Below are 24951 nucleotides of genomic sequence, written 5' to 3' on the forward strand. Positions count from 1 at the left end.
CGGACAGTCTGCCGCCGACAGTGCACTTAGGAAGTCCTGTTGGGTGGCAAACCGGCAAATCCTGGACGCCGGGTGCGCAAAGTGGCAGCGTAGGGGGCATGGCGGATTCCGGAGTCAACCCTACGGCGGCGGCCCTGCTCGGCCTCCTCCACGAGGGCCCGATGACAGGTGGTCAGTTGATGGCCGCTGCTGAGCGCCGTCTGGCGCCGTACTGGTCGATGACGCGCAGTCAGGTCTACCGCGAGTTGCCGGTGCTGGCCGAGCGGGGTTTCGTGCGGCTCGGGAAGCCGGGGCCGCGGATGAGTCAGCCGTACGCGCTCACCGCCAGCGGGAAACGGACATTTTCCCGCTGGTTGGCCGAGAACCCGGGGCGGGACACCATCCGCAACCCGATAGCGCTGCGGATGGCGTTCGGCAACCTGCACTCCGCCAGCCAGCTCAAGGGCCTGTACGCCTCGGCCAACGAATACCACACCGAGGCCCTCGCCCAGGTCCGCGAGCAGGTGAAGAACGCCAAACGGGATGGGGAGACGTACGACGCCAGCGCGCTGGAGTTCGCCGTCGCCTATCACCGGGCTGCCCTGTCCTGGTTGAAGACCGCTCCGGTCGGGTGATCTCCGCCCGCGTCGCCCGGCGGGTCCGCGCTGCTCGGCGCGGGGTGGCGGAGTGTCGCTTTCGCGCCGGACCGCGGGGCTCGCAAGCTCAATCGTCGTTCGCGCAGTACGCTTACCTGTCGTGACCGCTGCCGATTACGCCGAACAGCTCAAGGAACTCGACGCGACCCTGCGAAACATCGAGGCCGTCCTCAACCTCGACCGACTCTACGAGGACAAGGCGCGCCTGGAGCAGGAGGCCTCGGCCCCCGACCTGTGGGACGACCAGGCCAAGGCTCAGCAGGTGACCTCGCAGCTGTCGTACGTCAACGGCGAGATCAGCAAGCTGGGCAGCCTCCGGTCCGGCCTCGACGACGCCCAGGTGCTGTTGGAGCTGGCCGAGGCCGAGGCCGACCCGGGTGTGCTGACCGAGGTCGAGTCGGAGATCACCGGGTTGACGAAGGCCATCCAGGAGATGGAGGTCCGCACCCTGCTCTCCGGCGAGTACGACTCCCGGGAGGCGCTGATCGCCATCCGCGCGGGCGCCGGTGGCGTGGACGCCGCGGACTTCGCCGAGATGCTGCTGCGGATGTACCTGCGCTGGGCGGAGCGGCACGGCTACCCGACCGAGGTCTACGAGACCTCCTACGCCGAGGAGGCGGGTCTGAAGTCGGCCACCTTCGCGGTCAAGGTGCCCTACGCGTACGGCACGCTCAGCGTCGAGTCGGGCACCCACCGGTTGGTCCGGATCAGCCCGTTCGACAACCAGGGCCGCCGGCAGACCAGCTTCGCGGGCGTCGAGGTCCTGCCGGTCACCGAGCAGACCGACCACATCGACATCCCGGAGAACGAGGTACGCGTCGACGTCTACCGTTCCTCCGGCCCCGGTGGGCAGAGCGTCAACACCACCGACTCGGCGGTCCGGTTGACCCACATCCCGACCGGCATCGTGGTCACCTGTCAGAACGAGAAGTCCCAACTGCAGAACAAGGCCTCCGCGCTGCGGGTGCTCCAGGCCCGACTGCTGGAGCGCAAGCGCCAGGAGGAGCAGGCCAAGCTGGAGGGGCTGAAGGAGAACGCCGCCGGTTCGTGGGGCGACCAGATGCGCTCCTACGTCCTGCACCCGTATCAGATGGTGAAGGATCTCCGAACCGAGCAGGAGACCGGCAATCCGAGCGCGGTGTTCGACGGCGATCTGGACGGTTTCATCGAGGCGGGCATCCGTTGGCGTAAGCAGCGGCAACTCGCCGGCGACGGAGCGTAACGACACGCGGGCGGAACGCGTCGTCGATCTCCAGGTAGAGGCCTGATTCGACGACTCGCGCCGGATCGGCGGGGCGTGGGGCTTGGCTCAGTTGTTACACCGCGTAGACTCACCACCCGTGATTCAGCTTGAGCAAGTGACGAAGACGTACCCGAAGGCGTCCCGGCCTTCGCTCGACAACGTGTCCGTCTCGATCGAGAAGGGCGAGTTCGTCTTCTTCATCGGTCCATCCGGCTCCGGCAAGTCCACAATCATCAAGATGCTGCTGCACGAGGTCGCCCCCAACAAGGGCCGCGTCGTCGTCAACGGCAAGGACGTCACGTCGATGCGTTCCTGGAAGCGACCCCACTTCCGGCGCTCGATCGGCTGTGTCTTCCAGGACTTCCGGCTGCTGCCGAACCGCACCGCGTACGAGAACGTGGCGTTCGCCCTCGAGGTGATCGGCAAGACCAAGGCGGTTGCCCGCCGGGTCGTGCCGGAGGTGCTGGAGCTGGTCGGGCTCGGTGGCAAGGAGCACCGCTACCCGCACGAGCTCTCCGGTGGTGAGCAGCAGCGGGTCGCCGTCGCTCGGGCGTTCGTGAACCGTCCGCTGATCCTGCTGGCGGACGAGCCCACCGGAAACCTGGACCCGGACACCTCGATCGAGATCATGCGCCTGCTGGACCGGATCAACCGCACCGGCACGACCGTCGTGATGGTCACCCACGACTCCAACATCGTCAACCAGATGCGCCGCCGCGTCGTTGAGATCGAGAGCGGTCGTATCGTGCGTGACCAGGCCCGCGGCGTTTACGGGTGAGCCGGCTCTCCACCCCTGCGCAGCCTGACGACGAACACTTCATGCCGGAGACCCGGAGGAAATCCCGATGCGCGTGAAATACGTCCTGTCCGAGGTACTGGTCGGACTGTGGCGCAACGTGACCATGTCCATCGCGATGATCATCACGATGGCGGTCTCGCTGACCATGCTCGGCGCCAGCGGTCTCATGTACCGCCAGGTCGACGACATGAAGGTCACCTACTACAAGAACATCCAAGTCTCGATCTTCTTGAAGCAGGAAGTGAGCGAGCAGGAGCGCACCGACCTCAACGCCAAGCTCGACAGCGACCCCCTGGTCAAGGATGTCGTCTACGTCAACAAGGACGAGGCGTACAAGAAGTTCAAGGTCATGTACCAGGACGCGCCCGACCTGGTGAACGTGGTCAAGCCCGACCAGCTGCCCGAGTCGTTCCGGCTCACGCTCAACAACCCGGAGCAGTACCGGGACATCTACGAGCAGTACAAGAACAGCGCGGGTGTCGACGAGATCATCGACCAGAGTCGACTGCTCGACAAGATTTTCGACATCCTCACCTCGATCCAGAACATCGCCCTGGCTGCCGCCATCGTGATGGCGATCGCCGCCCTGCTGCTGGTCGCGAACACCATCCAGGTCGCCGCGTACAGCAAGCGGCGTGAGGTGGCGGTCATGAAGCTGGTCGGCGCCTCCAACTGGTTCATCCAGGCGCCGTTCGTGCTGGAGGCCGTGGTCGCCGGCCTGATCGGCTCGCTGCTCGGTCTGGTGGCATTGATCGCGGCGAAGTATCTGCTCTTCGACCGCTCGTTGAGCGCGCTGCAGGGCCTGCTCTCGCCGATCTCCTGGAGCGACATCCTTGTCGTCTTCCCGCTGATGGCCGGCGTCGGTGGCCTGATCAGCGCGGGCACCGCCTGGATCACCCTGCGCTTCTACCTGCGGGTCTAGGGTCGTCCCGTCTCCACAAGGACCCTCTCGCCGCCGGAAATAAACGGCGCGGGAGGGTCCTTGTAGTTCCGGTAGCATGATCGGTTGTCCGGCCGAGGTGAGTTCGGCGCGCGGACAGCGGCGGAGAGGGGGTGGCACCGATGCCACGGGAAAAGGGGCGCAAGGTGGTCGCCTCCAACAAGAAGGCACGCCACGACTACGCCATCCTCGACACGTACGAGGCCGGCATGGCGCTGACCGGGACCGAGGTCAAGTCGCTGCGGGCGGGGCGCGCGTCGCTCGTCGACGCGTTCGCCCAGGAGCGGGACGGCGAGCTGTTCCTGCACGCCATGCACATCCCGGAGTACACGCAGGGCACCTGGACCAACCACGAGCCCCGGCGTACCCGCAAGTTGCTGCTCAACCGGGTCGAGATCGACAAGCTCGTCGGCAAGACCCGCGAGGGCGGTCTGACGATCGTCCCGTTGCAGGTCTACTTCTCCGACGGCTGGGCCAAGGTCGAGATCGCCCTGGCCAAGGGCAAGAAGTCGTACGACAAGCGCCAGGACCTCGCCAAGCGGGACGCGGACCGGGAGATCGCCCGGGTGTCGGGTCGACGCGGCAAGGGAATGGACGACTAGTTCATCCTTTTTGTCCGGGTCGGCGTGCCGGCCCGGGGCTCGGGATGAAAGCCGTTGCGGGAGGCGTTAGTCTTGTCAGTGCCACCACATCGGTGGCCTGTCGAGGGGGTGACTGGTTTCGACTTCGTACGCAGCGACAGGGGAAGCGAGCCGAGGAAGCCGACGTCGTCTCGAGAATCGGTCGTCGGAACTTTATAAGCGCCAATAACCAACGCGCTGACTTCGCTCTCGCCGCCTGAGGCGAGTAGCTAAGTCTGTCGGTCTGGGAACGCCTTCGTCCCAGTAGCCGGCATCAGCTAGGAGGCTGGCCAACCGGACCCGGTCGCGGGGTCCGTGCGGCGAGATTAATCAGCGACTGGGCCCGTCACACCAACTTGCTCGCGTGAGCGGTGGGGCCGAGTAGAGGCACAGCGAGCTGCGCTCGGAGAAGCCCTGACAAACCGGCGAAGGACCCGGGTTCGATTCCCGGCACCTCCACCACCTCGAGCGAAGCGCCCCGGCCCACCAGCCGGGGCGCTTCGTCGTGTACGCGGTTCGCCTACGCTGCCCCCTGTGACGAACCAGGAGCTGCGCCTGTCGGTGGGCGCCTCACCCGCGCAGCGCACGTGGGCGGTGGTGGTGGGCGTCTTCGTCACCGCCGTCGCGTCGGCATTCGTGGTGCTGCCGCTGGTCGCCGGCGGGGTGCTGGGCCGGCTGTCCGGCCCGGGTGACCCGTTCTCCTCCTATGAGGAGGCCCGCGACCTGCCGCCGGGGATGCTGCCACCCGCGCTGCGGGACGGCGGCGCGGAACAGGCCGGACCGAGCCCGTTCATCGGGCTCTGCGGCCTGCCGTTCGTCCTGCTCGGCATCTACCTCGTGCTGCGGGTGCTCCGCACGGCCGCCTGGCTGGACGGCAGCCACGTCCGGGTCCGGGGCGCGCTTCGGACCCGCCGCGTCGACCTCGCCACCGCCCGGATCGACGCCACGGAGCTGTCGGATCGGGAGGCGGCGGACGACTTTCCGGTGGATCGGCGACGGGCGCCCGCCATCATCGCGACCGACCGCTCGGATGGTCGCCGAGTCACCGTCGCGTTGCAGGGCATGGGGCTCACCAGCCTGCCCCCGTCCGAGTTGCGCGCGCTTGCCGACGCGATCACGACGGGTCGACCCGTCGACGGTCGGGACGGCGACGCGCACGCCGTCGCCCGCCAACTGCGCCGCCTAGCGGAGCACCCCCAGCTCGGCTGAGCGGCGGTGTCCGCTCCCACTGGGACGCGCGGGACTCCTGGGACCATTGGGACAGATGAGCATCCCCAGGGCCTTTACAGGCCGGTCGGGCGGGCTCACCATCGCGGTATGGGGTAACAGCGCAGCGCGGGAGGTGCCATGGTCACCGGTCCGGTCCAGCAGTCGTCACTCGTCGCCCGGCCGTCCGCCGCACCGCACCACCCCATCGGGCTGCCCGGTGAGCCACGCCCGGCCGGGCTGGCCGGAGACGTCCACGCGTTCGGCCGGGCCGTCACCGTGCCCCCCACCGAGCCGCGCTGGCGGGAAGAGATCCTGCACCGGCTGCGTCCGGTGGGGCACGGGTTCGCCGAACACGTCCGCGCCACCGAGGGCCCGGGTGGCCTCTACCGGGAGCTGCTCACCCAGTCGCCACGGCTGCACCACGGGGTACGGGTGCTGACCCGGGAGCACGCGGGGATCATCGCCGCGATCCTCGCCGTCCAGCGGGTCGCCGAGCGGCCCGAGGTCGACCCCGACGAGCTGCGGCACCGGGCCGGGCACCTGCTGCGGAGGTTGGCCCGGCACCGGCGGCGCGGCGCCGACCTGCTCTGGGAGGCGTACCAGACGGACCTGGGCGGCGAAACCTGAGCAGTCGACCGGGAACCGGGGGGTCGGCGGTGGCGTCGAACCGTACGTGCGTCGACCGGCCCTGCTGCTCGTACTCCCGTTGCTGCTCACGGCGGGCTGCGCCGCGCCGGTTGCAGATCTGCCCGTCGCGCCTCGCTACCCGTCGCCCGGCGGCGAGGCGTTCGAGAAGCGGGCCGCCGAGGTGACCGAGGCGTGGCGACCCGGCCCCGACTGGAGCACGGGGTACGTCCCGCTGGAGGGGCCCACGGTGCTCACCGGTGACCCGCGCTTCACCCCCGACACCGAGGCCGCCTACCTGGCCGGGTGGTACCGCGCGCAGGTCCCGATACCGCCCACCCGGGTCGGCGGCGAGATCCGCTTCCCGGACGGCCGGCTGACGCTGCCGCTGGTCAGCGCCGCCGAGGCGTACCGGCAACTGGACCAGGGTGATCCGCTGCCCTGCCCGGGACGACCCAAGCGGACCGGCCGGCCGACCCCCGGCGGCCCCACAGTCGAACCAGGGCCGGACGGATGGGCCACAAGTAGTGCGACGCAGACGGCCTGTCTCTCGCTCACCGTTACCGGTGTGACGTTCGGTGCCGTGCCGGTCCGTACGAGCCGGGGTACGGCGCAGGTCCCGGCCTGGCTGTTCACCATCAAGGAACTGGCCACCCCGGTGGCCCGGCTCGCCGTCGCGCCGACCGCTGTCACGCCCGTTCCCGAGCCCGCCGCACCCGCCCGTCCGCTGGCCGACGGTCTGGTGGGCGCACAGAACATCCAGGCGGTCGACGACGTCCGGATGACCGTGCGGCTCGGCGTCGGCGCCTGCGACACCGGCATCACGCCGCTGGTGTGGGAACGGCCGGACGTCGTGGTGGTCGGCGGCAGCGTCACCCGGGCCACCGGCAACTGCATCGCCGTGCTCAAGCTGGAACCGGTCGCCGTCACCCTGGGCGCGCCGCTGGGCGCCCGGCCGGTCCTGGACGTCGCCACCGGAGCACCCCTGTCGATCGCCCCACGCTGACCGGGCGGTGCCGGAGCCGCCGGGCCGGTTCAGAGGATGCTGGGCACGTCGGTGCTGATCGGCACCGGCAGCACTGTCGGCCGCTCGGCACGCAGCCCGGTGGCGAGCGCCGCGCCGAGCTCGTCGGGCGTCTGGACCACCTCGGTGGCGCAGCCGTAGCCGGCGGCGATCGCGACGATGTCCAACCCCGGCAGGTCCAGGCCGGGCACCCCGGGAGTGTCCTTCAGCTCGGCGAACGCCTTCAGGATCGCGTACTGCTGATTGACCGGGACGACGACCACGAGCGGCAGTGCGAGACGCGCGGCGGTCCACAGCGCCTGCACGGAGTAGTGGAACGAGCCGTCGCCGATGACCGCCACCACCGGACGACCGCGCCCGGTGTCCCGCTCGGCGAGCGCCACCCCGACCGCGGCCGGCAGACCGTAGCCGAGGCCTCCGCTGGCCATCGTGAAGTACGACGCCGGGCGGCTGATCCGCAACTGCCGGCGCAGTGCGGACAGATTGGACGGTGACTCCTGCACCAGCACGCCGTCCGCCGGCCAGTGCGCGGCCAGCCCGGCGAACAGGGCGTCGGCGCTCAGCGGAGCGGTGATCTCCGGCCGGGTCGGTGCGTCCCGGGGTGCGGGCGGTGGCCGGTCGGCCGGCGGCACCCGGTCCAGCAGCGCGGCGAGGGTCAGCCCCGGGTCGCCGAGCAGACTGTCCCCGACCGGTGCGCGCGCGGCCTCGTCGGGGTCGTCGGTGACGTGCAGCAGCCGGGCGCCGTCCGGCAGGTGCCCACCCGGCACGTACGGGTAGTAGCGGAACACCGGAGCGCCGACGACAAGGACCGTGTCGTGGCCGCGCAGCGCCTCGGCGAGGGGACCGATCGCGTACGGGAGCACCCCGCGGAAGTGCGGGTGGTCCTCCGGGAACACGGCGCGTTCGGGCGCGGGAGCCGACCAGACCGGTGCGGCCAGTCGCTCGGCGAGCGCAACGGCGGTCGGCCAGCTACCGGAGCGGTCCACCCCCGCCCCGTACACCAGCACGGGGTTGTCGCTGCCGGCCAGGACCCGGGCGAACTCGTCGAGCCGTTGCGGGTCCGGCGCGAACCGGGTGGCCACCGTTCGCGGCGCGGGCAGCGGGTCGGCCGGCTGGGCCCAGTCGTCCATCGGCAGGGAGAGGAAGACCGGCCCGGCCGGTGGCTGCACCGCCGTCGCGTACGCCCGCAGCACCGCCGCGGGGATGTCCTGCGCCCGGGCCGGCTCGTAGGCCCACTTGACGTACGGCTGCGGCAGTTCGGTGGGCCGGCGGCTGGCCAGTCGAGGTTCGAGCAGCAGCATCTCCCGGGTCTGCTGGCCGGCCGTGACGATCAGCGGCGTCTTGTTGTGCCAGGCGGTGACCAGGTTGCCCATGCCGTTGCCGGTGCCCGGGGCGGTGTGCAGGTTGACGTGGGCGGCTGTCCCGTTGGCCTGGGCGTAGCCGTCGGCCATCGCGACAGCCGTCGCCTCCTGGAGCGCGTGGACGTAGTGGAAGTCGGCGGGGAAGTTCTGCAGGAACGGCTCCTCCGTCGAGCCGGGGTTTCCGAAGACGGTGGTCATGCCGAGGGTGCGGAGCACGTCGTACGTCGCGTCCCGGACCGTTGCCATCGCCACCCGCCTCCGTGTCGCGGGAGGGACGACAGCAGTCGTCCCTCCCGATCAGCCGAATCTATCGGGATGTGACGGACCTTTCGGCTGTTTCCCGCGGGCTCCTCCGGCCAGCCGCGCCCGTGCCTGGTCAGGGCATGGGCACGAACAGCGAGCTGTCTTAACTGTCAGCTCACCTGCCGGTCAGCCCTTAGCCAGCGCCCGGGACGCAGGCTATGGTGCCAGGCATGGCGTTGACAGCACGGCTGATCTCGATGCACCGGGCGGATCCGGCAGATGGCCGATCCGCGGCGCGGGCTCACGGTTGACGGGTGTGTGGGATGCAGGGAGAGGGTCAGGCGATCGGCGGACGAGCGATGGAGTCGATGACCGGGCGGCTACTGGTCGCGACTCCGGCGCTCAAGGACCCGAACTTCGACCGTACGGTGGTGCTGCTTGTCGCCCACGAGCCGGGCGGCGCGCTCGGCGTGGTGCTGAACCGGGCCACCGAGGTGCCGGTCGCCGAGGTGCTCGGTGACTGGAGCGACCTGGCCCGCTACCCGGCGGTGCTCTTCGAGGGCGGTCCGGTGCAGCCCGACTCGGCCATCTGCCTGGCCCGCATGCGGCACCCCATGCGCCGGCTGAAGGGCTTCCACCAGGTCTCCGGAGCGGTCGGCACGATCGACCTCTCGGTCGACCCGGAGCGGTTACGGGAGAGCATCGGGGGCATCCGTGTCTTCGCCGGCTACTCGGGCTGGGGCAGCGGTCAGTTGGAGCAGGAGATCGCGGACGGCTCCTGGTTCGTGCTGGACGGGCTGCCCGGTGACGCCTTCGTCGACCGGCCCGACGATCTGTGGCCGATGGTGTTGCGCCGCCAGGGCGGGATGATGGCGGCGGTCGCGCACTTCCCGCCGGACGTCGCGCTCAACTGACCCGGCCCGGACGGGGGACCCCCGCGAGATGACCATGCGGGCCCGTCTGTGTATAGTTTCCCAGTGCCCGGGCGACCGGGACAACAGCAAGGGGCCGTGGCGCAGCTGGTAGCGCACCACACTGGCAGTGTGGGGGTCAGGGGTTCGAGTCCCCTCGGCTCCACCCTTGTTTGGCAGGTCAGCGCGAAGGGTCCACCGACAGAAGTCGGTGGGCCCTGTTTTTTGGGCTGCCCTGCTCGGATCATCCCGACGAGGGCGTTTCGCAAGGGTGCAGCCGCTCACCGCAGTGGCGTCAGCCACCCCCGCTCCTGGGCCAGCAGGGCGAGTTGGAAGCGGCTGACCGCGCCGGCCGTCTGCATCAGCGAATTGACCTCGCGCCGGATGGTGCGTTCGGTGAGATCCAGTCGCAGGGCGATGGCGGCGTCGGTCAGCCCGGCGGCCAGACACGTCAACACCGTCGCCTGCCGAGCGCCGAGCTGCTGTGCGGGGAGCTCGCGGACACTGGCCTCGCGCCAGAGGGCCTCGAAGACCTCCGCGATGGTGGAGACGTGGGCGCGTTCCTGTAACAGGATCGCGTAGCGACCCGGGTAGCCGGTGCTGACCGACATCAGGGCGATCCGGCGATCCACCAGGAGCAGGGACAGTGGGGTGCAGGGCACGCCACGGATGTCGAGTCGAGGGCGGTGCGGAGCCGACAGGTGGCTGTTCGTCGCGCCGACGACGCGGATCTCGGCGGCCTCGTTCTCGATCAGGTCGAGCGGCATCAGTAATTCCGGCGAGGCGGGCTCGGCGACGATGCTGGCTTCGGTGCGACATTTTCGTAGAAGGGACCGTGCCTCGTGCTGGTAGCGCTTCAGGTCGATCGTCTCACCGCCGTTCTGGCGGCGGACCCGTCGGAATGCCGACGCGAAGTCGTGCAGATATCGGGTCGGTGAGGCCGATCCGCACCCGTTCTGGACTTCGATCATGAGACAACAGAATAGCAGCTCCAAAAGCGTGGTCGTGCCGGCTCTTGGTGGTCCTCGACGGTCTACCGTCGGGTCGCGACACGTACCTCCGCTGCTCATCCTCCTGGCAGGGACGTGTGGTGGCGGCCAGCACGGGACCCTGGGCCGAGCGGCTCCGGTGCGCGTTGATGCGTCGCGATCAGGGAAATATCCAGTATCCCTGGATAGGCTTAATGGCAGAACATGTCGGATATGTTGCTCCTCCGTTACGGCGATGTCCTAATCAGGACAGCCAGTTGACCATGGCCGTTCGGCCATGATGGTCTCTCCTGCAACAGGGGATCGGCATCCGTCAACGTCACTGCCCACTTCGTCAGGGGGTCGGACCGAACGCTCATTCGTCATCGGGCCGATGAACCCTGGCCGGGCGATTTGTGTAGCAGGTCGCAGCGCGCGGCATGTCGGTGATCCTTGCGACGACACCAACGGGGACAATTGCATGAGCGCGCCGGGGAAGATAAAGATTCTTGTCGCCAGTGAACACCCGCCGGTCCGTACCGCCATCGGGCTGTTGCTGAATTCCACGCCAGGAATGTCGGCGGTCGCGGACGCGGCCGACGGAGGTGCCGCCACGATGGTCGCCCGGCGGATCCAACCGAATGTCGTCCTGCTCGACTTCGACTCGGACCCGGGCCACTGCGTCGACACCACGGCGCGTCTGACCAGTGACCCGGCCCTGGGCGGGATCGGCGTGCTCGTCTTCACCGCCCGCAGCGGCCCGGAGCAGTCCATCCGGCTCCTCCGGGCCGGTGCCCGCTCGGTGCTGAGCAAGGAGACCTCGGCCGAGGGGCTGCTGGACGCCATCAGGGTGGTGGCGGCCGGCAGCCTGGTGCTGAGCCCGGATCACGCCGGAGGCGTCCTGAACCATGTCGGTCGCGGCGACGGCGAGACCTGTCCGGCTCTGGCTGGAGAGGTCGGGCTGGGCCTGTTGAGTCTGCGCGAACGCGAGGTCCTGGCACTCGTCGCCCAGGGCTACAACAACACCGAGATCGCGCGGCGACTGCACATCAGTGATCTCACCGCGAAGACCCATGTCAGCCGGATCCGGATCAAGATGGACGCTCGTGATCGGGTGCAACTCGTCCTCCGGGCGTACGCGGCCGGGTTGTCCCTGCGTGCCGCCGCCGAGTACGGCCAGTCGGCGTAGCCCGTACTCCAAAGGAGTACGCGAGGTGTCGACTCCGGTACGACGACAGTCGCGCCGCACGTCCCTAACGTTCTGTGCACACCGGATCACCGCCGAAGCCGACGACCACAGCGGGGCGGGCCGGGACGGGGGAACCAGTGCCACCACTCGTCAGGGCGGCCGTGCACGCCACTCGTTCCCGGTTCGATTCGCCTGGTGTCCGTTGTGCTGAGGCGCGCGACGAGAGGAAGAGTAGTTGCGAAACAAGCGTAAGACGGTAGTCACCGCGCTCCTGGCCTCCGCCATGGTGCTCGGCTCGCTCCCCGCCTATGCGGCGGAGAGCACACCGACCGGCAGCTCTACCTTCGCGGTAGGTGTCGATCGGGAGCAGGCCGCTGCCGCGGAGGGCGAGCGGATCTTCCGCGCGATCTACAGCGGCGCGGGCGACCAGAAGCTGCGGATTCCGCGGATCGCCGCGCCCGAGGCCGCTGTCGAGCCGCACGGCAAGGCGTGGAACGAGCTGGTCCAGGAGGTCTCCCGCACCGAGCCGGGATATCTGGCCGAGTTCGGCCGGCAGATGCGTTCCGGTGACCCGTACCTGGTCAGCGAGGCGCTCGCCGGCGGGCAGGCGCGGATCGAGACGGCCATCAAGAAGCTGTACCCGACCGCGAGCACCAAGCAGACCGACAGCGACATGGGCGCGAACTGCACCGTCGGTGCGGTCGCCTGTGCCGTGGTGGTGGTCGTGGCATCGACCGGCGGCGCGGTCCTCAACTACGTCGCCGCCGTCAACGTCGTCGCGGTCGTCAACGCTGGGACCTGGGTGAACGGGTTCTGGGGCATTGCCAGGCCGGACGAGAACAGCCCGGGTGGCGAGGCGTTCATCTCCGACCTGACCGTCCGACTGGCCGACTGACGCACTCTGAACAAGGAAGTCAGTGATTCCTGTGAGTATTCACGAACAGGACACGGGGCGGGCGGAGCTGGATCAGCTCCGCCCCCTCCCCGGTCTCAGCATCCGATCCGGGCAAGACGTCGCGCTGACCGTGCTCTGGTTGACCGTCTGCCTCGCGATCGTGGCGATGGCGGGACTGAGTCGCCTCTCCGAGTCCGCCATCGGGCGTGAGGTGCCCTACGGCATCTCGACCGGCTTCCTCCAGGGCTTCCCGCAGGGTTGGTCCTTCTTCACCAAGGACCCGCGCTCCGAGCAGGTGCAGGGCTACACCCGGGAGGCGCCGGGCCGGTGGCAGGCCATTGACCACGGCCACAACAGCGGGGTGGACAGCGCCTTCGGGATCAGCCGGAAGACCCGGGCCCACGGGCTCGAACTGGCCTTCATGACCAAGGCGCTGGACCAGAATCTGCCCAAGCTGACCGAATGCCGCAGCAGGGAGGCGCTGGACTGCCTGGAGGCCGCCGCCACCAGCCCGGTTGCCACCGTCCGAAACCCCTCACCCAACCCGATCTACTGCGGAACGGTGGGCCTGGTCATGTACAAGCCGACCTCGTTCGAGTGGCGAGACTTCCCGACCGGCAACGCCAAGGTGAAGGTCGTGACCCTGCGGAGTGAATGCGAGGGCGAGTGATGAGGCTGCTCCAACGGCAGGTCAGGTCCGATTTCCTGTGGATCGACCCGTGGGGTTGGGCGTACGTGCTGATGCGGAACCTCACCGCCCTCGGCACTGTGCTGACGCTGTCGTTCAACGGCCCGGAGGTCCTGTTCCACCCTCGCATCGACGCCGAGCAGCCACCCGTCTGCGTGGAGCCGCTCGGCGGCGCGAGCATGTTCTGTCAGGGGTCTCCGGAAGTCTGGCGGTACGTCGGCATCGCGATCCTGCTCGTGGTGCTCTCCGGTTGGCGGCCGCGGCTGCTCGCCCTCCCGCACGTCTGGGTGACCTGGAGCGTCTCCTTCTCCATCTCCCTGCCCGAGGGCGGTGACCAGGTAGCCAGCAACATGGCGCTCCTGCTGCTCCCGCTCGCGCTCGCGGACGGCCGGCGGTGGATCTGGCGGGTCGACCCGGACCGTAGGGCCCGGCTGCTGGCCAATCCGGTGCTGGACTTCCGCACGCTCTTCGGTCTCTCGGTGGTCGTACTCGTCCGCCTCCAGGCGTGCGTGATCTACCTGGACGCCGCGGTCTCCAAGTTCCGGGTGACGGAATGGCAGGACGGCACGGCGATCTACTACTGGTTCCGGGATCCGCTCTTCGTCCCGGGTGACATCCGCGACGACATCGCGTTCGCCATCACCTCGACCCCGGTGGGCACCGCTCTGATCACCTGGGGAGGGCTGGCGCTCGAACTCTCGCTGGCGGCGGCCATCTTCGCGGGTCGGCGGAGCCGGCGGGTCCTGCTCGTCCTGGGCCTGGCGTTCCACGGGATGATCGCGATCGTCTTCGGCCTGGTCACCTTCTGGGTCGCGATGGCGGCGCTGCTGGTCATGTACCTGGGCTTCGACCACGACTTTCCTGGCCTGCGGCGAAGGGCGGCCCAGGTCGGCGCCGTGCTCGGGCGGCTGGCCCGCCGAGCGCGCCGCCGTCCCGATCGGCCGGTGCCCACGTCGCCGGCGCCGGTGCAGGCCCGTCCCGACGCCGAACTCGACGACCTGGTGGGGGTCGGGGCCGACGGCAACCGGGGCGTGAACCGCGAGCCGCACGACGCGAGTGGACCGGGCTCGCCCGTCGGCGCGAATAGCACCTAATTGGGAGAGATTGTACAATGACGTTAACTGATGCAGCAGGAGGTGCACGTTGCTGGCCGGAGCATTCATTTCTGTGGTTTACGCATTCCTCGGGTGGCTCGTCGCCTTCAGCGCCAGGGCTTCCCTGCGGCCGTCGGTGAACATGTACCGCAGCCCCGGGGTACGGACCGCCGCGACCATGAAGTCGACCGAGCACTGGTACGCGGCACACCGTCGGGTCGAACGTCCGCTCTACCGGACCGGGATCCTGTTGGCCGTCCTGTCCCCGCTGCCGGTCCTCCTCGGTGCGGCCTTCGGTGATCCGCCGGTGATCGCGGCGGTTCTGGTGCTCGCCGTGCTGGTCGTGCCCTACCTGCTCTACCTGGGCTACGTGGGCAACCGCGCCGCGGTCGCGGTGGACGATGGGCGTTGAGCGATCGGCCCGACGACGAGGCCGGCCGGCGGCACCCGCTGGCCGGCCTCGTCATCGATCCGATGATCACGGGTGACCCGGGTGAGGCTCGACAGCGAGGGCCGTCGGGTGCGTACCGACGTGGTGGTGGTCGGCGCCGGCCCGAACGGGCTCGCCGCTGCCCTGGTGATGGCGGGGGCGGGCCTCCGGGTGGAGGTGTACGAAGCCGCGGCGACCGTGGGCGGCGGCGCGCGAACGCGGGAACTGACGCTGCCGGGCTACCAGCACGACGTCTGCTCGGCGGTCCATCCGATGGCGCTGGCCTCGCCCTTCTTCCGGGCCTTCGACCTGGCGGAGCACGGTGTGAAGCTGCTGCACCCGGAGGTCTCCTACGCTCATCCGCTGGACGGCGGACGCGCCGGCCTCGCCTGGCGGGACCTGGCGCGGACGGTCCACGGTCTGGGGCGTGACGGGCCGGCGTGGCGTAGCCTGCTCGGTCCCCTGGTGCGGGACTGGAGCGACCTGGCCGACGTGGTCATGTCGGACCTTCGAAGCCCTCCAACCCACCCCCGGACGGCCGCTCGACTGGCGGTGCGACTGATCCGCCGGCTGGTGGCCCGGGGGCCCCTGGACTTCTCCGACGACCTGGCCCCAGCGATGTTGACAGGCGTGAACGCCCACGCCATCGCGCCGGCCCGCGGCGTCGGCGCTACCGCGGTGGGCGTGGTGCTGGCCGCGCTCGCCCACGCGGTGGGCTGGCCGGTGCCCGAGGGCGGCAGCCAGCGCATCGTCGACGCCCTCGCCGCCGAACTTCGCCGTCGGGGCGGCCGCATCACCACGGACGCCCCGATCCACGACCTCGCGCAGCTTCCGCCGGCCCGCGCGGTCCTCCTCGACGTGACGCCGGCTGCCCTGCTACGCCTCGCGGGCCGGCGACTGCCCTCCGGGTACGCCCGGAGCCTGCGCGCGTACCGGCGCGGTGGGGCCGCGTGCAAGGTGGACTTCGCGTTGGCGGGCCCGGTGCCCTGGCTGGCGCCCGGCTGTGCGCGGGCCGGCACCCTGCACCTCGCCGGCACCCGTGAGGAGGTCGTCGCCGCCGAGGCAGCGGTCGCCGCCGGCCGGCACGCCGCCCGCCCGTTCGTGCTCGCGGCCCAGCCCGGGGTTGTCGACCCGTCCCGGGCGCCGAGCGGTCGGCAGGTGCTCTGGACGTACGCGCACGTGCCGAACGGGTCGCCGCGTGACGTCCGGGAACAGGTCAAGGACCAGGTGGAACGCTTCGCCCCGGGCTTCCGGGACCTGATCCTGGCCGAACACGTGATCACCGCCGACCGGTGGGAGTCGTACAACCCGAACTACCTCGGCGGTGACATCTCCGGTGGGGCCACCACCGCGTGGCAACTGCTGGCGCGGCCGGTGCCCCGGTGGGACCCGTACCGGACCCCGCTGCCCGGCGTCTACCTCTGCTCGGCGTCCACCCCGCCCGGCCAGGCGGTACACGGGATGTGCGGGGTGCACGCCGCCCGCCGGGCGCTGCGGGACAGGTTCGGTGTCCGCGAAGACCCGTTGGCTCTCGTGGCCGGCCGATCGCCGGTGGCCGGACCGTAGGCGCTACCGAACGGCAGGTCAGCCCGCGGCGGCCCGTGGTGGAATCGTCGGTAGGCGGACCGTGAAGGTCGCCCCGGCGCCGGGCCGGCTGTCGGTGGAGATCGTGCCGCCGTGGCTGGTCACCACCTCGCGTAGGAGGGCCAGGCCCAGACCGAAGCGCCGGTCCTTGGCTCCGGCGCCGCGGTGGAAGCGGTCGAAGAGGCGTGCCGCGTCGGCGGGGTCGAAGCCGGCGCCGCTGTCCGTGACCACCAGGTCCGCGCCGCGACGGGACGTACGCAGGGCCACGTCGATGCGGCCGCCGGTCGGGGTGTGGGTGAGGGCGTTGGCGAGCAACTCGCCGACCATGCGGCGCAGGGCCGAGGCGATGCCGGGGACGAGGACCGGAGCGTCCGGGACGGTCAGGTGTAGCTGGACGCCCTGCTCCGCGGCGCGGTCCGCCTCGCAGTCGACGGCCTGCGCGGCGAGCAGGGCCAGGTTGACGGGCTCGGAGGGCTGCCGGTCAGCCGGTGTGGCGGCGAGGCGGGCGGAGAGCAGGAGCTCGTCGACGATCTCGCCGAGGCGGCGGGTGGTCTCGATCAGGCGGTCGTAGTCGGCGTGGTCGGCGCCGGCGCGGCGGGCCAGGATCTGGGCGCGGGTGTGGACCTGGGCGATGGGGGTGCGCAACTCGTGGCTGGCGTCGGCGACGAACCGGCGTTGCCGGCCGAGCGCCTCGGCGAGCGGCGCCACGGCTCGCCGGCCCACGGTGATGCCCGTGAGCACTGCCGCGGCGAGACCGACGATCGCGGCGAGGAGGAAGGCGGCGAGCAGGTGACGCCGGTCGGAGAGCTGGAAACGGGCGTCGAACACCGCTTGCACGACGCCCGTGCCGCGGGGCTGGGTGCGGACGTAGTAGGTGGTGCCGTTGCGCTCGACCTTGTCGCTGCGGACCTGGTGGTCGAGGGCCACCGCGTCGATGGCGGACCGCAGCGGGAAGCCGGCAGGGGGCGGGTTCCGGCCCGAGTCGGTACGGCCGCCGTCGTGCAGGATGATCCAGCTGCAGCCCGGCGGCCCGGCGATGGTGCCGTGGACCGCGCCGTAGTCGAGCTCTCGTTCGATCTGCTCGTGTTGGTTGCGCAGCAGCGCGGCGTAGGAGATGGCGGCGCCCAGGGCGAGCAGCGCCGTCATGGCGAGGCCGACCAGCAGACTGACCCGGGCCCTGGCCCGGCGCAGCATGGTGTCCTCGAAGCTCACAGGGTGCCCAGTCGGTAGCCCAGGCCGTGCACGGTCCGGATCACCGCGCGGCCGAGCTTGCGGCGCAGGTAGTAGACGTACGTGTCGACGAGCGACGCTGCGGCCGCCTCGTCGAAGACCCGGCTGCGCAGCTCGGATCGGGAGTGGACGGTGTGCGGTCGGGCCGCGAGGACCCGCAGCAGCTCGAACTCGCGCGCGGACAGGGCGACTCGGGTGCCGTCGGGGAGGACGGCGTCACGGACGGAGAGGTCGAGCTGGCCCGACCCGAGCCGCAGCACCTCGGTGGACTCGCTGGTCCGGCGGCAGAGGGCTCGGATGCGGGCGCTCAACTCGTCCAGGTCGAAGGGCTTCGTGAGGTAGTCGTCGGCGCCCGCGTCGAGGCCGGCGATCCGGTCCTCGACGGTGCCGAGCGCGGTCAGCAGCAGCGCCCGGGCGACCACCGCGCGGGAGCGCAGCCGGACGACCAGGTCCAGTCCGTCGAGGGCGGGCAGGAGTCGGTCGATCACCATGACGTCGTACGGCCGGGTGAGCCCGAGGTGCAGGCCGCGCTGGCCGTCGGGGGCCTGGTCGACGACGTATCCCTCGCCGGTGAGTGTCTCGGCCACCATGCCGCGTAGCTCCGAGTCGTCCTCGACGAGCAGGAGTCGGGTCATACGGTGATCGTGACATAGATGAGGATCGTTGTCTGTAGAATTTGTCTCCTCAAACAAACATTCTACGGGGTTCCGGCGGGCACGAGTGACGGTGTGGGGGCGGGGACGCGTGCCTCGCGTCGCTCGATCCAGGTGAGCAGCGGCGTCGTCATGAGTGTCGTGACGAGCGCGACCACCACCAGCACGGTGAAGAGCGACGGGTTCACGATGCCCGCCTCCAGTCCCACGTTCAGGGCGATCAACTGCATCAGGCCCCGGGCGTTCATGAGGGCGCCGACGCGCAGCGCGACCCTGTTCGGCTCACCGCGCATCCGGGCCGCGGCCCAGCAGGCGCCGAACTTGCCGACGATCGCCACGGCCACGCACGCGGCGGCGAAGCCGAGGACGGCCGGGTTGCCCAGCAGCGCGAACTCGGTGCGCAGCCCGGAGAAGGTGAAGAACAGCGGCAGGAACACCGTCGCGGCGATCGGCGTCAGCGTGTCGACCACCTTGTCGGTCTGCGGGGAGTGCGGCATCACCACGCCGACCGCGAAGGCGCCGAAGACCGCGTAGAGCCCGATCTCGTCGGTGTACCAGGCGACGAGGAAGAGCAGCGCCACGGTGCCGAGCAGCCGCGCGCGGTCGCCCGGGAGCGCCATGACGAAGCCGGTCACCCGCCGCCCACCCAGCCACAGCGCCACCCCGAACAGCAGCGCGCCACCCGCGCAGACCAGGATCGGGCCGACGGAGCCCGAGGAGACCGCCAGCACCCCGGCCAGCATGATCCACGCGACCATGTCGTCGATCGCGCCGCTGGCCAGGGCGAGCGACCCGTGGCGGGTGCCGGTCAGGCCGCGCTCGGTGATGATCCGGGCGAGCATCGGGAAGGCAGTGATCGCCAGCGCCACGCCGACGAACGCCGCGGACACCCCGAGCGAGACGCCATCCGTGCGGATCGGGACGAAGCCCGCCATGCCCAGGACCAGCAGGATCCCCAGCACCAGCGGGGCGCCGACACCCGCGAGCGACACCGCTCCCGCCGTGCCCGCGAGCCGGGTCACCCGGTGCGAGGTGAAGGCGTACCCGGCCTGGAACATGAACAGCACCAGGCCCACCTGGCCCACCACGTACAGGATCGGCAGCAGCGGCGTGGGGAAGAGCGCGGCCTGCGCGCCCGGCCAGAGCAGGCCGAGCAGCGACGGGCCGAGCAGCACCCCGGCGAGCATCTCGCTCACGACGGGAGGCTGGCCCACCTTGCCGAGCAGCCAGGAGACCAGCTTGCAGAAGAGCAGAATGACCGCGACCGCGATGAAGAACCGCGGGGCGAGTTCGCTGGGGGTCACGCGCTGGCCTCCTCGAAGAAAGTGGTGCACAACTTCTGCCGTCGGGCGTCGACGACCATCCAGGTGCCGCAGACCAGTTGCGTGACCGAGCGCCCCACGTCGAAGACCCGGTCCCGTTGGCGCATGAGGGTGAGCCGGTGGCGGCCGGGACCGGGAAGACCCCGGGGCGTCAGGTACGCGGGACCGCGACTCGGCAGCGAGCGGGTGTGCGCCGCCGACGAGCTGACCGCGAAGCGCCGCAGCACCTCCCGGGTCGCCGCGCGCAGTTGGACGGGGGCCGAGCCGCGCGCCGGACAGGCCCGGTTGGCGGTGACGCCGTACGGGATGAAGTGGGCGTCCTGCCGGCGCACCGACAGCCAGCGGTCCGGGTCGAACTCGTCGTCGGCGGCGGGACCGGTGCGCTGATAGGCCCGGTAGTTGAACAGGAGCACGCTTCCGGTGGGCAGGACGTGATCGCCCACCGTGATGGGGCCGGAGGTGATCCGGTGCGCGATGCCGAAGAGCGGGTAGACCCGGAGCGTCTCGTCGATGATCCGGTCGAGCGACCCGTCCGACGTGTCCGTGACCGACCCGGCGCACAGCAGGATGTGCGCCATGGCCTCGGACATCTGCACCACGGCCGTGTTGAAGAACGCGCCCTGGAGGTACCAGGCGGTCTCCAGGGGGGTGAAGGGCGGCGGCAGCACGACCGGGCACGTCCCCGCCTCGATCCGGTCCAGCAGGTAGCGGGTCAGGCGAAGCCGCCGGGACAGGTGCCGCAGACCCATCCCCTTGAGGGCGGTCACCACGTCGTCCGCGTTCGCCACGACGAGATCGCGGACGTCGCGCGGGCAGGGTGCGCCGAACACCAGCTCGTACGAGACCTCGGCCCAGATCGGCATCATCAGGTCGCGGAGCCGCACGTGGCTGATCCGGCCGGCCGGGAGCGCGTCGAGGATCCGCCGGGTCGCGGCCGTCGCCAGCTCGTCGGAGCGGGCGTGCGGGACGGCCAGCACGCGCCGGGTCGTCCGCGCGACGGTCCGGTACCGCTCACCGGGCTCGAGGTGCTCCTGGTGCATCTGCGGACCGGGCGCGAGCCAGTACCAGAAGAGGTCCGACAGGCCGGCCCCGCGGCTGCGCCCGTCGGCGGCCGGATCGCTGTAGACCCGCTCGAAGTCCTCCGGCCCGACAAGCGGCCCGGGGACCGGAATGCCCTCGGCCCCGTTGACCCGCTCGAAGATCCACTCCCGGAGGTGGACGACCGCCTTCACCGGGTCGCCACCTGGTCGGGCGTCAGATCGGCCGGTCGCCGCGCTCCGGCCAGGGCGAGGGCCTGATCCAGCTCGGTGGCGAGTCGTTCGAGAGCCTCCCGTACGCCCACCGCCCCGCCCGCCGCGAGCGCCCGCACCACCGGACGTCCCACCAGCACCGCCCCCGCCCCGAGCGCCAGCGCGATCAGCACGTCTGCGCCGCAACGCACACCCCCGTCGAGCAGCACCGGGATCTGTCCGTCCACTGCCGCCACGACCGCGGGCAGCGCGTCGAGTGTGGGAATCGTCCCGTCGAGCTGTCGTCCACCGTGGTTGGACACGACCACGCCGGCGGCGCCGTGCTCGACGGCGAGGCGGGCATCCGCGGGATGCAGGACGCCCTTGAGCAGGATCGGCAGTCCCGTGACGCCGCGCAGCCACGCGATCCGGTCCCAGCCCGCCGTCGCGTCCATCGCGATCGGGCGCACCCGGCCCGTCGCGTCGCGCATGTTCTCGCAGGCGTAGCCGGGCGGCAGGTCCGTGAAGCCATTGCGCCTGTCACGCTCGCGCCTCCCGAACACCGGGGAGTCCACTGTCACCACGAGCGCGCGGCAGCCCGCCGACTCGGCGCGCTTGACCACGTACTCGGTGAAGTCGAGGTCGGGTTGCGGGTACAGCTGGAACCACAGCGTCCCGCCCGCCGCCGCGATCTCCTCGACCGGTTGGGTGGCGGCCATGCTGACCACCATCGCCGTGCCGGCCGCCGCGGCCCCCCACGCGGTAGCCGCCTCGCCGTGGGGGTGCGCGAGCCGGTGGAAGGCCGTCGGAGCGACCAGGACCGGCGCGGCGAGCGACGTGCCGGCCACGGTGGCCCGCAGGTCCCGCTCGCCCGTCGCCCGCAGCACCCGTGGCACGATCCACCGTCGCTCGAAGGCCCGCTCGTTGGCGGCCAGGGTGCGCTCCCGCCCGGCCCCGCCCTCGAAGAAGTCCTGGTGAACCGGGTCCATGTCAGCCCTCGGCGCCGGCGAGGCAGCGACCGAGAAACTCCTGCAACGGCCGCACGTGGACCTCCGGCCGGTCCCACTGGTTCTCCAGGTTCTCGGCGAGGTGGTGCGTGCTGACCAGGTGGCCCTGCCGGTGGTAACGGACGACCGGGTGCAGGTACGCCGCGTCGTGCGCCTGCCCCACGACGTCCTGGGCCACCCGGGTCACGGTGATGTCGAACGGGTCGACCTGGTCGTGGTCGGGCCCGTACTCGAGGGTGATCACGAACGCCTGGTCGTAGTCGTGCTCGGCGGTGCGCAGGCCGGTCGACACGAAGTAGTCCACCGGCACCTCCTCGTGGTAGCGGGCCTCGGATCCGGCGACGGTGAGCACGTCGGCGAGGAACCCGAACTGCTGCCACAGGGCCGAGGTGCGGTTGACCCGCGCGATGACGGCCGCGGTCAGGGCCGCCGGCTCGACGGCGAGCGTGTCGGACGGCCATTCCGTGGCGTCGTAGCGGCGAGAGAGGATCCGGTGCAACGCGCGTACGGCGTAGCGGAAACCGTGCACGAAACCGCTCGTGGACTTCTTGAAGTCGCGTTCCTGCGAGATGGTCCCGGCGAAGAACAGCCCCGGGACGTTCACCGACTCCCATGCTTCGGTCTGGGCCGGGAACCGGTCTCTGATCGCGAGCCGCGGCCGGGCCGAAGGGTCGAAGATCGAGTCGTCGAAACGGAATCCCGTGCACGCCAACACCCGGTCGTAGTGCAGTTCCTTCACGACCTCGTTCGCCCGGGAGAAGCTGAACCGGACCTTGTAGCCCGTGCCGTCGCGCTCGATGCTCTTGATGCTGCCGTCGAGGATCGCGTTCGCCGACTTGAGCTGGTATGTGTCGAGGAAGTTGTTGTTCACCGCGCGCAGGTGCCCGACGTAGTGGGTGCGCCACGCCATCCGGACCGAGCTGGGCCCCGCGAGGTGGATCAGCGTGGTGGTCTCCATGAGGTTCTCGGCGGTCTCGAAGGCGGAGTTGCCCTTGCCGATGATCAGCACCTTCTGGTCGAGATAGTCGCGTGGCTCGACGCTCATCACGTCGTACCCCTCGGCCAGGTCGAATCCGGCGATGTCCGGCCGGTACGTCTTCGAGACGCCGGTGGCGACGATCACCGCGCGGGCCTCCCAGCGCCGGTCGCCGGCCTCGACGGTGAACACGTCGTCGTGCTTGGCGACACGTGTCACCCGGGTGCCGTACCTGACCTTGACGCCGGTCTTCGCCGCGAAATCCGCGAGGTATCGCACCATCACGTCGGCGTCCGGGAAGTACCGCTCGGTGTACTGCGTGAACAGCAGTGCCGGGTCGTCGGTGAGCAACGAATTCCAGTCGAGCCGCAGATTCAGCTCGGGGTCGTCGGTGCCCGTGCGCGGTTTGTTGATCGAGATGAGTTGGCGGTGCCGCGGATAGGTGGCGAAGAACGCCCCCGGCCCGTCGGCGCCCTCCACCACCAGATAGTCACGCTTACCCTCGGCCTCGAGCAGGGCGGCGAGTTGAAGACCGGCCGGACCGGCCCCGATGATCAGGTAATCAAGCGTCACGGCGCTCACCGTACGAGGTGGAAATCAGAGAGATTTCAAGCTCTTCCAGAATTGCGGCTGCCCTTCGTACGTCGGAGTCGAGCGGCCGGTCCGGATCGATCGGGGTGATCTCCTCCAGGGCCCGGAGGGTGCGGTCACAGCCCGTCGCCGTGGGTCGGCGCGCCCCCACGTGCACCGCCTGGCGCAGCCCGAGCCCGAGCGAGCCGGTGATCAGGCGCAGCAGCTCCGCCTGGTCCAGGGCGCGGAGAGCGGCTTGCGTGCCGAGCGGGATCACGTCCTGGTTGTGCAGGTTGGTGGGGAGGCTCTGCATGCTTGCGGGCACGCAGTCGCGCCTGATCTCGGCGATGAGGGCGGTCGACGCGAGCTGGACACCCTGCAGCCCGTGCTGCTGGCCCGGCCCCGCCGCGAGCATCGGCGGCAGTCCGCCGTTGCGCCCGGGATCCACGAGCAGGTCGAGTTGGCGCTCGGCGAGGTTGCCGACCTGGGCGATCACCATGGTCAGGACGTCGGCGGCGAACGCGGCGGGTTGGCCGAAGAAGTTGCCGCCGTGCACGACCCTGTCATCGGCCGGGAAGAACAACGGGTTGTCGCTGACCCCGTCCAGGTCCGCCGCCACGACGCCGTCGACGTAGCGCAGGGCGTCCTCGGCCGCCCCGAGCAGCTGGGGCGCGCAGCGGATGCTGTACGGCTCCTGCAGCGGTCTCGTACCGGACCCGCGCAGGCCGGCGGAGGTCGCCCGCATCGACGCCCCGACCTCGATGGCGCCCGGGTGCGCGTACGCGGCGAGGAGGGCGGGATCGAGGAACTGCGGATCGCAGCCGAGCAGGTCGGCGAGCAGACAGGTGAGCGTCTGCACCACGCGGTGCGAGGTGCGGACCCGGCCCAGGGCGAGGGCCAGCGCCGCGGTGGTGAGCGACGTGCCGTTCACAAGCGCGAGGGCGTCCCGGCCGTCGAGCGGCAGCGGCTCCAGGCCGGCCTTGGCCAGGGCATCCCCGGCCGGCATCCGGACGCCGTCCAGGTAGGCGTGCCCGCGACCGCGCAGCGCCTGGGCGGCGGCTCCGAGCGGGATCAGGTCACCGCTGGCTCCCACCGAGCCGAGCCGGGGCATCGCCGGTGTGAACGTCGTGCCGAGCATGGCCGCGAGCGCGTCGATCACGTGCGGCGAGACCCCCGACGCGCCCCGGGCCAGGGACCAGGCGCGGACCAGCAGCGTCGCGCGTACGACGTCCGGGGCCAGGTCCGGGCCCTGGCCCGCCCCGAGGTGGGCGAGGGTGTTGTCGGCCTGGTCGCGCTGGTCGGCCCGGCCCGCGTAGCCGACAAGCGCCCCGAAGCCGGTGGTGGCTCCGTAGATCGCCCGGTCGTCGCCGAGCGCCTTGCCGAGGAACGCGCGCCCGGTGGCCACGCGGGTTCGCACCTCGTCGCCGATCACGACAGTGACCGGGCCTGCCGCGACGCGCAGGTCGGCAAGGCGCAGGGGCGCTGCCAAATCCACCTCAATCGTCAT

At 70.6% G+C, this 24951-nt stretch carries 24 protein-coding genes, 1 tRNA gene and 1 other RNA gene; 17 read left to right on the top strand and 9 right to left on the bottom strand.

Annotated features, from left to right (window positions below; genetic code table 11):
- Positions 1-98 precede the first annotated feature (98 nt).
- The 9 genes from ACGFH8_RS13165 to ACGFH8_RS13205 all read left to right on the top strand — a co-directional run bounded on the left by ACGFH8_RS13165 (position 99) and on the right by ACGFH8_RS13205 (position 7076).
- Positions 99-614: a PadR family transcriptional regulator gene (locus ACGFH8_RS13165; protein ID WP_099850731.1), complete on the top strand. Its 516-nt coding sequence runs from the start codon at positions 99-101 to the stop codon at positions 612-614.
- 121 nt (positions 615-735) lie between these two features.
- Positions 736-1857, top strand: a complete 1122-nt coding sequence (gene prfB / locus ACGFH8_RS13170) for a peptide chain release factor 2 (RefSeq protein ID WP_393366709.1) — start codon at positions 736-738, stop codon at positions 1855-1857.
- Positions 1858-1975: 118 nt separating this feature from the next.
- Entirely contained in the window at positions 1976-2656 is a 681-nt protein-coding gene (gene ftsE, locus ACGFH8_RS13175; RefSeq protein WP_030331491.1) for a cell division ATP-binding protein FtsE, read from the top strand.
- 67 nt (positions 2657-2723) lie between these two features.
- A complete protein-coding gene (gene ftsX / locus ACGFH8_RS13180; RefSeq protein ID WP_393366710.1) occupies positions 2724-3599 on the top strand; it encodes a permease-like cell division protein FtsX in 876 nt (291 codons plus the stop codon).
- A gap of 140 nt (positions 3600-3739) precedes the next feature.
- On the top strand, positions 3740-4219 hold the full coding sequence (gene smpB / locus ACGFH8_RS13185; RefSeq protein WP_393366712.1) for an SsrA-binding protein SmpB: 480 nt from the start codon (positions 3740-3742) through the stop codon (positions 4217-4219).
- A 104-nt stretch (positions 4220-4323) separates the two neighbouring features.
- Positions 4324-4699: a transfer-messenger RNA gene (gene ssrA, locus ACGFH8_RS13190) on the top strand.
- A gap of 72 nt (positions 4700-4771) precedes the next feature.
- A complete protein-coding gene (locus tag ACGFH8_RS13195; protein WP_393366714.1) occupies positions 4772-5446 on the top strand; it encodes a hypothetical protein in 675 nt (224 codons plus the stop codon).
- A 138-nt stretch (positions 5447-5584) separates the two neighbouring features.
- Positions 5585-6073: a hypothetical protein gene (locus ACGFH8_RS13200; protein WP_393366716.1), complete on the top strand. Its 489-nt coding sequence runs from the start codon at positions 5585-5587 to the stop codon at positions 6071-6073.
- 46 nt (positions 6074-6119) lie between these two features.
- Complete coding sequence (locus ACGFH8_RS13205) at positions 6120-7076, top strand: hypothetical protein (protein WP_393366718.1); 957 nt, start codon at positions 6120-6122, stop codon at positions 7074-7076.
- 29 nt (positions 7077-7105) lie between these two features.
- On the opposite strand, the gene mdlC is transcribed toward ACGFH8_RS13205, so the two are convergent.
- On the bottom strand, positions 7106-8701 hold the full coding sequence (gene mdlC / locus ACGFH8_RS13210; RefSeq protein WP_393366720.1) for a benzoylformate decarboxylase: 1596 nt from the start codon (positions 8699-8701) through the stop codon (positions 7106-7108).
- A 320-nt stretch (positions 8702-9021) separates the two neighbouring features.
- On the opposite strand from mdlC, the gene ACGFH8_RS13215 reads away from it, so the two are divergent.
- Positions 9022-9612, top strand: coding sequence for a YqgE/AlgH family protein (locus tag ACGFH8_RS13215; RefSeq protein ID WP_357098712.1), 591 nt, complete (start codon positions 9022-9024; stop codon positions 9610-9612).
- 90 nt (positions 9613-9702) lie between these two features.
- Positions 9703-9775, top strand: a tRNA-Ala gene (locus ACGFH8_RS13220).
- Between the two features lie 115 nt (positions 9776-9890).
- Here the strand turns inward: ACGFH8_RS13220 and ACGFH8_RS13225 are convergent.
- The gene (locus ACGFH8_RS13225) at positions 9891-10580 is read right to left on the bottom strand and encodes a LuxR C-terminal-related transcriptional regulator (protein ID WP_393366722.1); all 690 of its coding nucleotides are present in this window, start codon (positions 10578-10580) and stop codon (positions 9891-9893) included.
- A gap of 478 nt (positions 10581-11058) precedes the next feature.
- On the opposite strand from ACGFH8_RS13225, the gene ACGFH8_RS13230 reads away from it, so the two are divergent.
- The 6 genes from ACGFH8_RS13230 (at position 11059) to ACGFH8_RS13255 (ending at position 16439) form a co-directional block, all read left to right on the top strand.
- Positions 11059-11766 carry a LuxR C-terminal-related transcriptional regulator gene (locus ACGFH8_RS13230; protein WP_393366724.1) on the top strand — a complete coding sequence of 236 codons (708 nt, stop codon included), beginning with the start codon at positions 11059-11061 and terminating at the stop codon, positions 11764-11766.
- A 235-nt stretch (positions 11767-12001) separates the two neighbouring features.
- Positions 12002-12661, top strand: coding sequence for a hypothetical protein (locus ACGFH8_RS13235; protein WP_393366726.1), 660 nt, complete (start codon positions 12002-12004; stop codon positions 12659-12661).
- 31 nt (positions 12662-12692) lie between these two features.
- Complete coding sequence (locus tag ACGFH8_RS13240) at positions 12693-13331, top strand: SdpA family antimicrobial peptide system protein (RefSeq protein ID WP_393366727.1); 639 nt, start codon at positions 12693-12695, stop codon at positions 13329-13331.
- Positions 13331-14443, top strand: a complete 1113-nt coding sequence (locus ACGFH8_RS13245) for a sporulation-delaying protein SdpB family protein (protein WP_393366729.1) — start codon at positions 13331-13333, stop codon at positions 14441-14443. Before ACGFH8_RS13240 ends, ACGFH8_RS13245 begins: the two co-directional genes overlap by 1 nt.
- Before the next feature lie 73 nt (positions 14444-14516).
- Positions 14517-14855: an SdpI family protein gene (locus tag ACGFH8_RS13250; protein WP_393366731.1), complete on the top strand. Its 339-nt coding sequence runs from the start codon at positions 14517-14519 to the stop codon at positions 14853-14855.
- Between the two features lie 81 nt (positions 14856-14936).
- On the top strand, positions 14937-16439 hold the full coding sequence (locus ACGFH8_RS13255; protein ID WP_393366733.1) for a phytoene desaturase family protein: 1503 nt from the start codon (positions 14937-14939) through the stop codon (positions 16437-16439).
- An 18-nt stretch (positions 16440-16457) separates the two neighbouring features.
- Here the strand turns inward: ACGFH8_RS13255 and ACGFH8_RS13260 are convergent, their stop codons facing one another.
- The 7 genes from ACGFH8_RS13260 to ACGFH8_RS13290 form a co-directional block, all read right to left on the bottom strand.
- The gene (locus ACGFH8_RS13260; protein WP_393366735.1) at positions 16458-17669 is read right to left on the bottom strand and encodes a sensor histidine kinase; all 1212 of its coding nucleotides are present in this window, start codon (positions 17667-17669) and stop codon (positions 16458-16460) included.
- Positions 17666-18322 carry a response regulator transcription factor gene (locus tag ACGFH8_RS13265; RefSeq protein WP_393366737.1) on the bottom strand — a complete coding sequence of 219 codons (657 nt, stop codon included), beginning with the start codon at positions 18320-18322 and terminating at the stop codon, positions 17666-17668. Before ACGFH8_RS13265 ends, ACGFH8_RS13260 begins: the two co-directional genes overlap by 4 nt.
- 62 nt (positions 18323-18384) lie before the next feature.
- Positions 18385-19644 (bottom strand): cation:proton antiporter, encoded by a 1260-nt coding sequence (locus ACGFH8_RS13270; RefSeq protein WP_393366739.1) that lies wholly within the window; start codon positions 19642-19644, stop codon positions 18385-18387.
- Entirely contained in the window at positions 19641-20894 is a 1254-nt protein-coding gene (locus ACGFH8_RS13275; protein ID WP_393366740.1) for a cytochrome P450, read from the bottom strand. Before ACGFH8_RS13275 ends, ACGFH8_RS13270 begins: the two co-directional genes overlap by 4 nt.
- Positions 20891-21880, bottom strand: coding sequence for an alpha-hydroxy acid oxidase (locus tag ACGFH8_RS13280; RefSeq protein ID WP_393366742.1), 990 nt, complete (start codon positions 21878-21880; stop codon positions 20891-20893). The genes ACGFH8_RS13275 and ACGFH8_RS13280 overlap by 4 nt, the downstream gene beginning before the upstream one ends.
- Before the next feature lies 1 nt (position 21881).
- On the bottom strand, positions 21882-23447 hold the full coding sequence (locus ACGFH8_RS13285; protein WP_393366744.1) for an FAD-dependent oxidoreductase: 1566 nt from the start codon (positions 23445-23447) through the stop codon (positions 21882-21884).
- Positions 23437-24951: an aromatic amino acid ammonia-lyase gene (locus ACGFH8_RS13290; protein WP_393366746.1), complete on the bottom strand. Its 1515-nt coding sequence runs from the start codon at positions 24949-24951 to the stop codon at positions 23437-23439. The genes ACGFH8_RS13285 and ACGFH8_RS13290 overlap by 11 nt, the downstream gene beginning before the upstream one ends.

This window comes from Micromonospora sp. NPDC049175 (assembly GCF_043197345.1).
Taxonomy (GTDB): domain Bacteria; phylum Actinomycetota; class Actinomycetes; order Mycobacteriales; family Micromonosporaceae; genus Micromonospora.

Coding starts and splice junctions, on each gene's coding strand:
- ACGFH8_RS13165 (WP_099850731.1), top strand. CDS start 99: ATGGCGGATTCCGGAGTCAACCCTACGGCGGCGGCCCTGCTCGGCCTC.
- ftsX (WP_393366710.1), top strand. CDS start 2,724: ATGCGCGTGAAATACGTCCTGTCCGAGGTACTGGTCGGACTGTGGCGC.
- smpB (WP_393366712.1), top strand. CDS start 3,740: ATGCCACGGGAAAAGGGGCGCAAGGTGGTCGCCTCCAACAAGAAGGCA.
- ACGFH8_RS13200 (WP_393366716.1), top strand. CDS start 5,585: ATGGTCACCGGTCCGGTCCAGCAGTCGTCACTCGTCGCCCGGCCGTCC.
- mdlC (WP_393366720.1), bottom strand. CDS start 8,701: ATGGCAACGGTCCGGGACGCGACGTACGACGTGCTCCGCACCCTCGGC.
- ACGFH8_RS13215 (WP_357098712.1), top strand. CDS start 9,022: ATGCAGGGAGAGGGTCAGGCGATCGGCGGACGAGCGATGGAGTCGATG.
- ACGFH8_RS13225 (WP_393366722.1), bottom strand. CDS start 10,580: ATGATCGAAGTCCAGAACGGGTGCGGATCGGCCTCACCGACCCGATAT.
- ACGFH8_RS13230 (WP_393366724.1), top strand. CDS start 11,059: ATGAGCGCGCCGGGGAAGATAAAGATTCTTGTCGCCAGTGAACACCCG.
- ACGFH8_RS13245 (WP_393366729.1), top strand. CDS start 13,331: ATGAGGCTGCTCCAACGGCAGGTCAGGTCCGATTTCCTGTGGATCGAC.
- ACGFH8_RS13265 (WP_393366737.1), bottom strand. CDS start 18,322: ATGACCCGACTCCTGCTCGTCGAGGACGACTCGGAGCTACGCGGCATG.
- ACGFH8_RS13280 (WP_393366742.1), bottom strand. CDS start 21,880: ATGGACCCGGTTCACCAGGACTTCTTCGAGGGCGGGGCCGGGCGGGAG.
- ACGFH8_RS13290 (WP_393366746.1), bottom strand. CDS start 24,951: ATGACGATTGAGGTGGATTTGGCAGCGCCCCTGCGCCTTGCCGACCTG.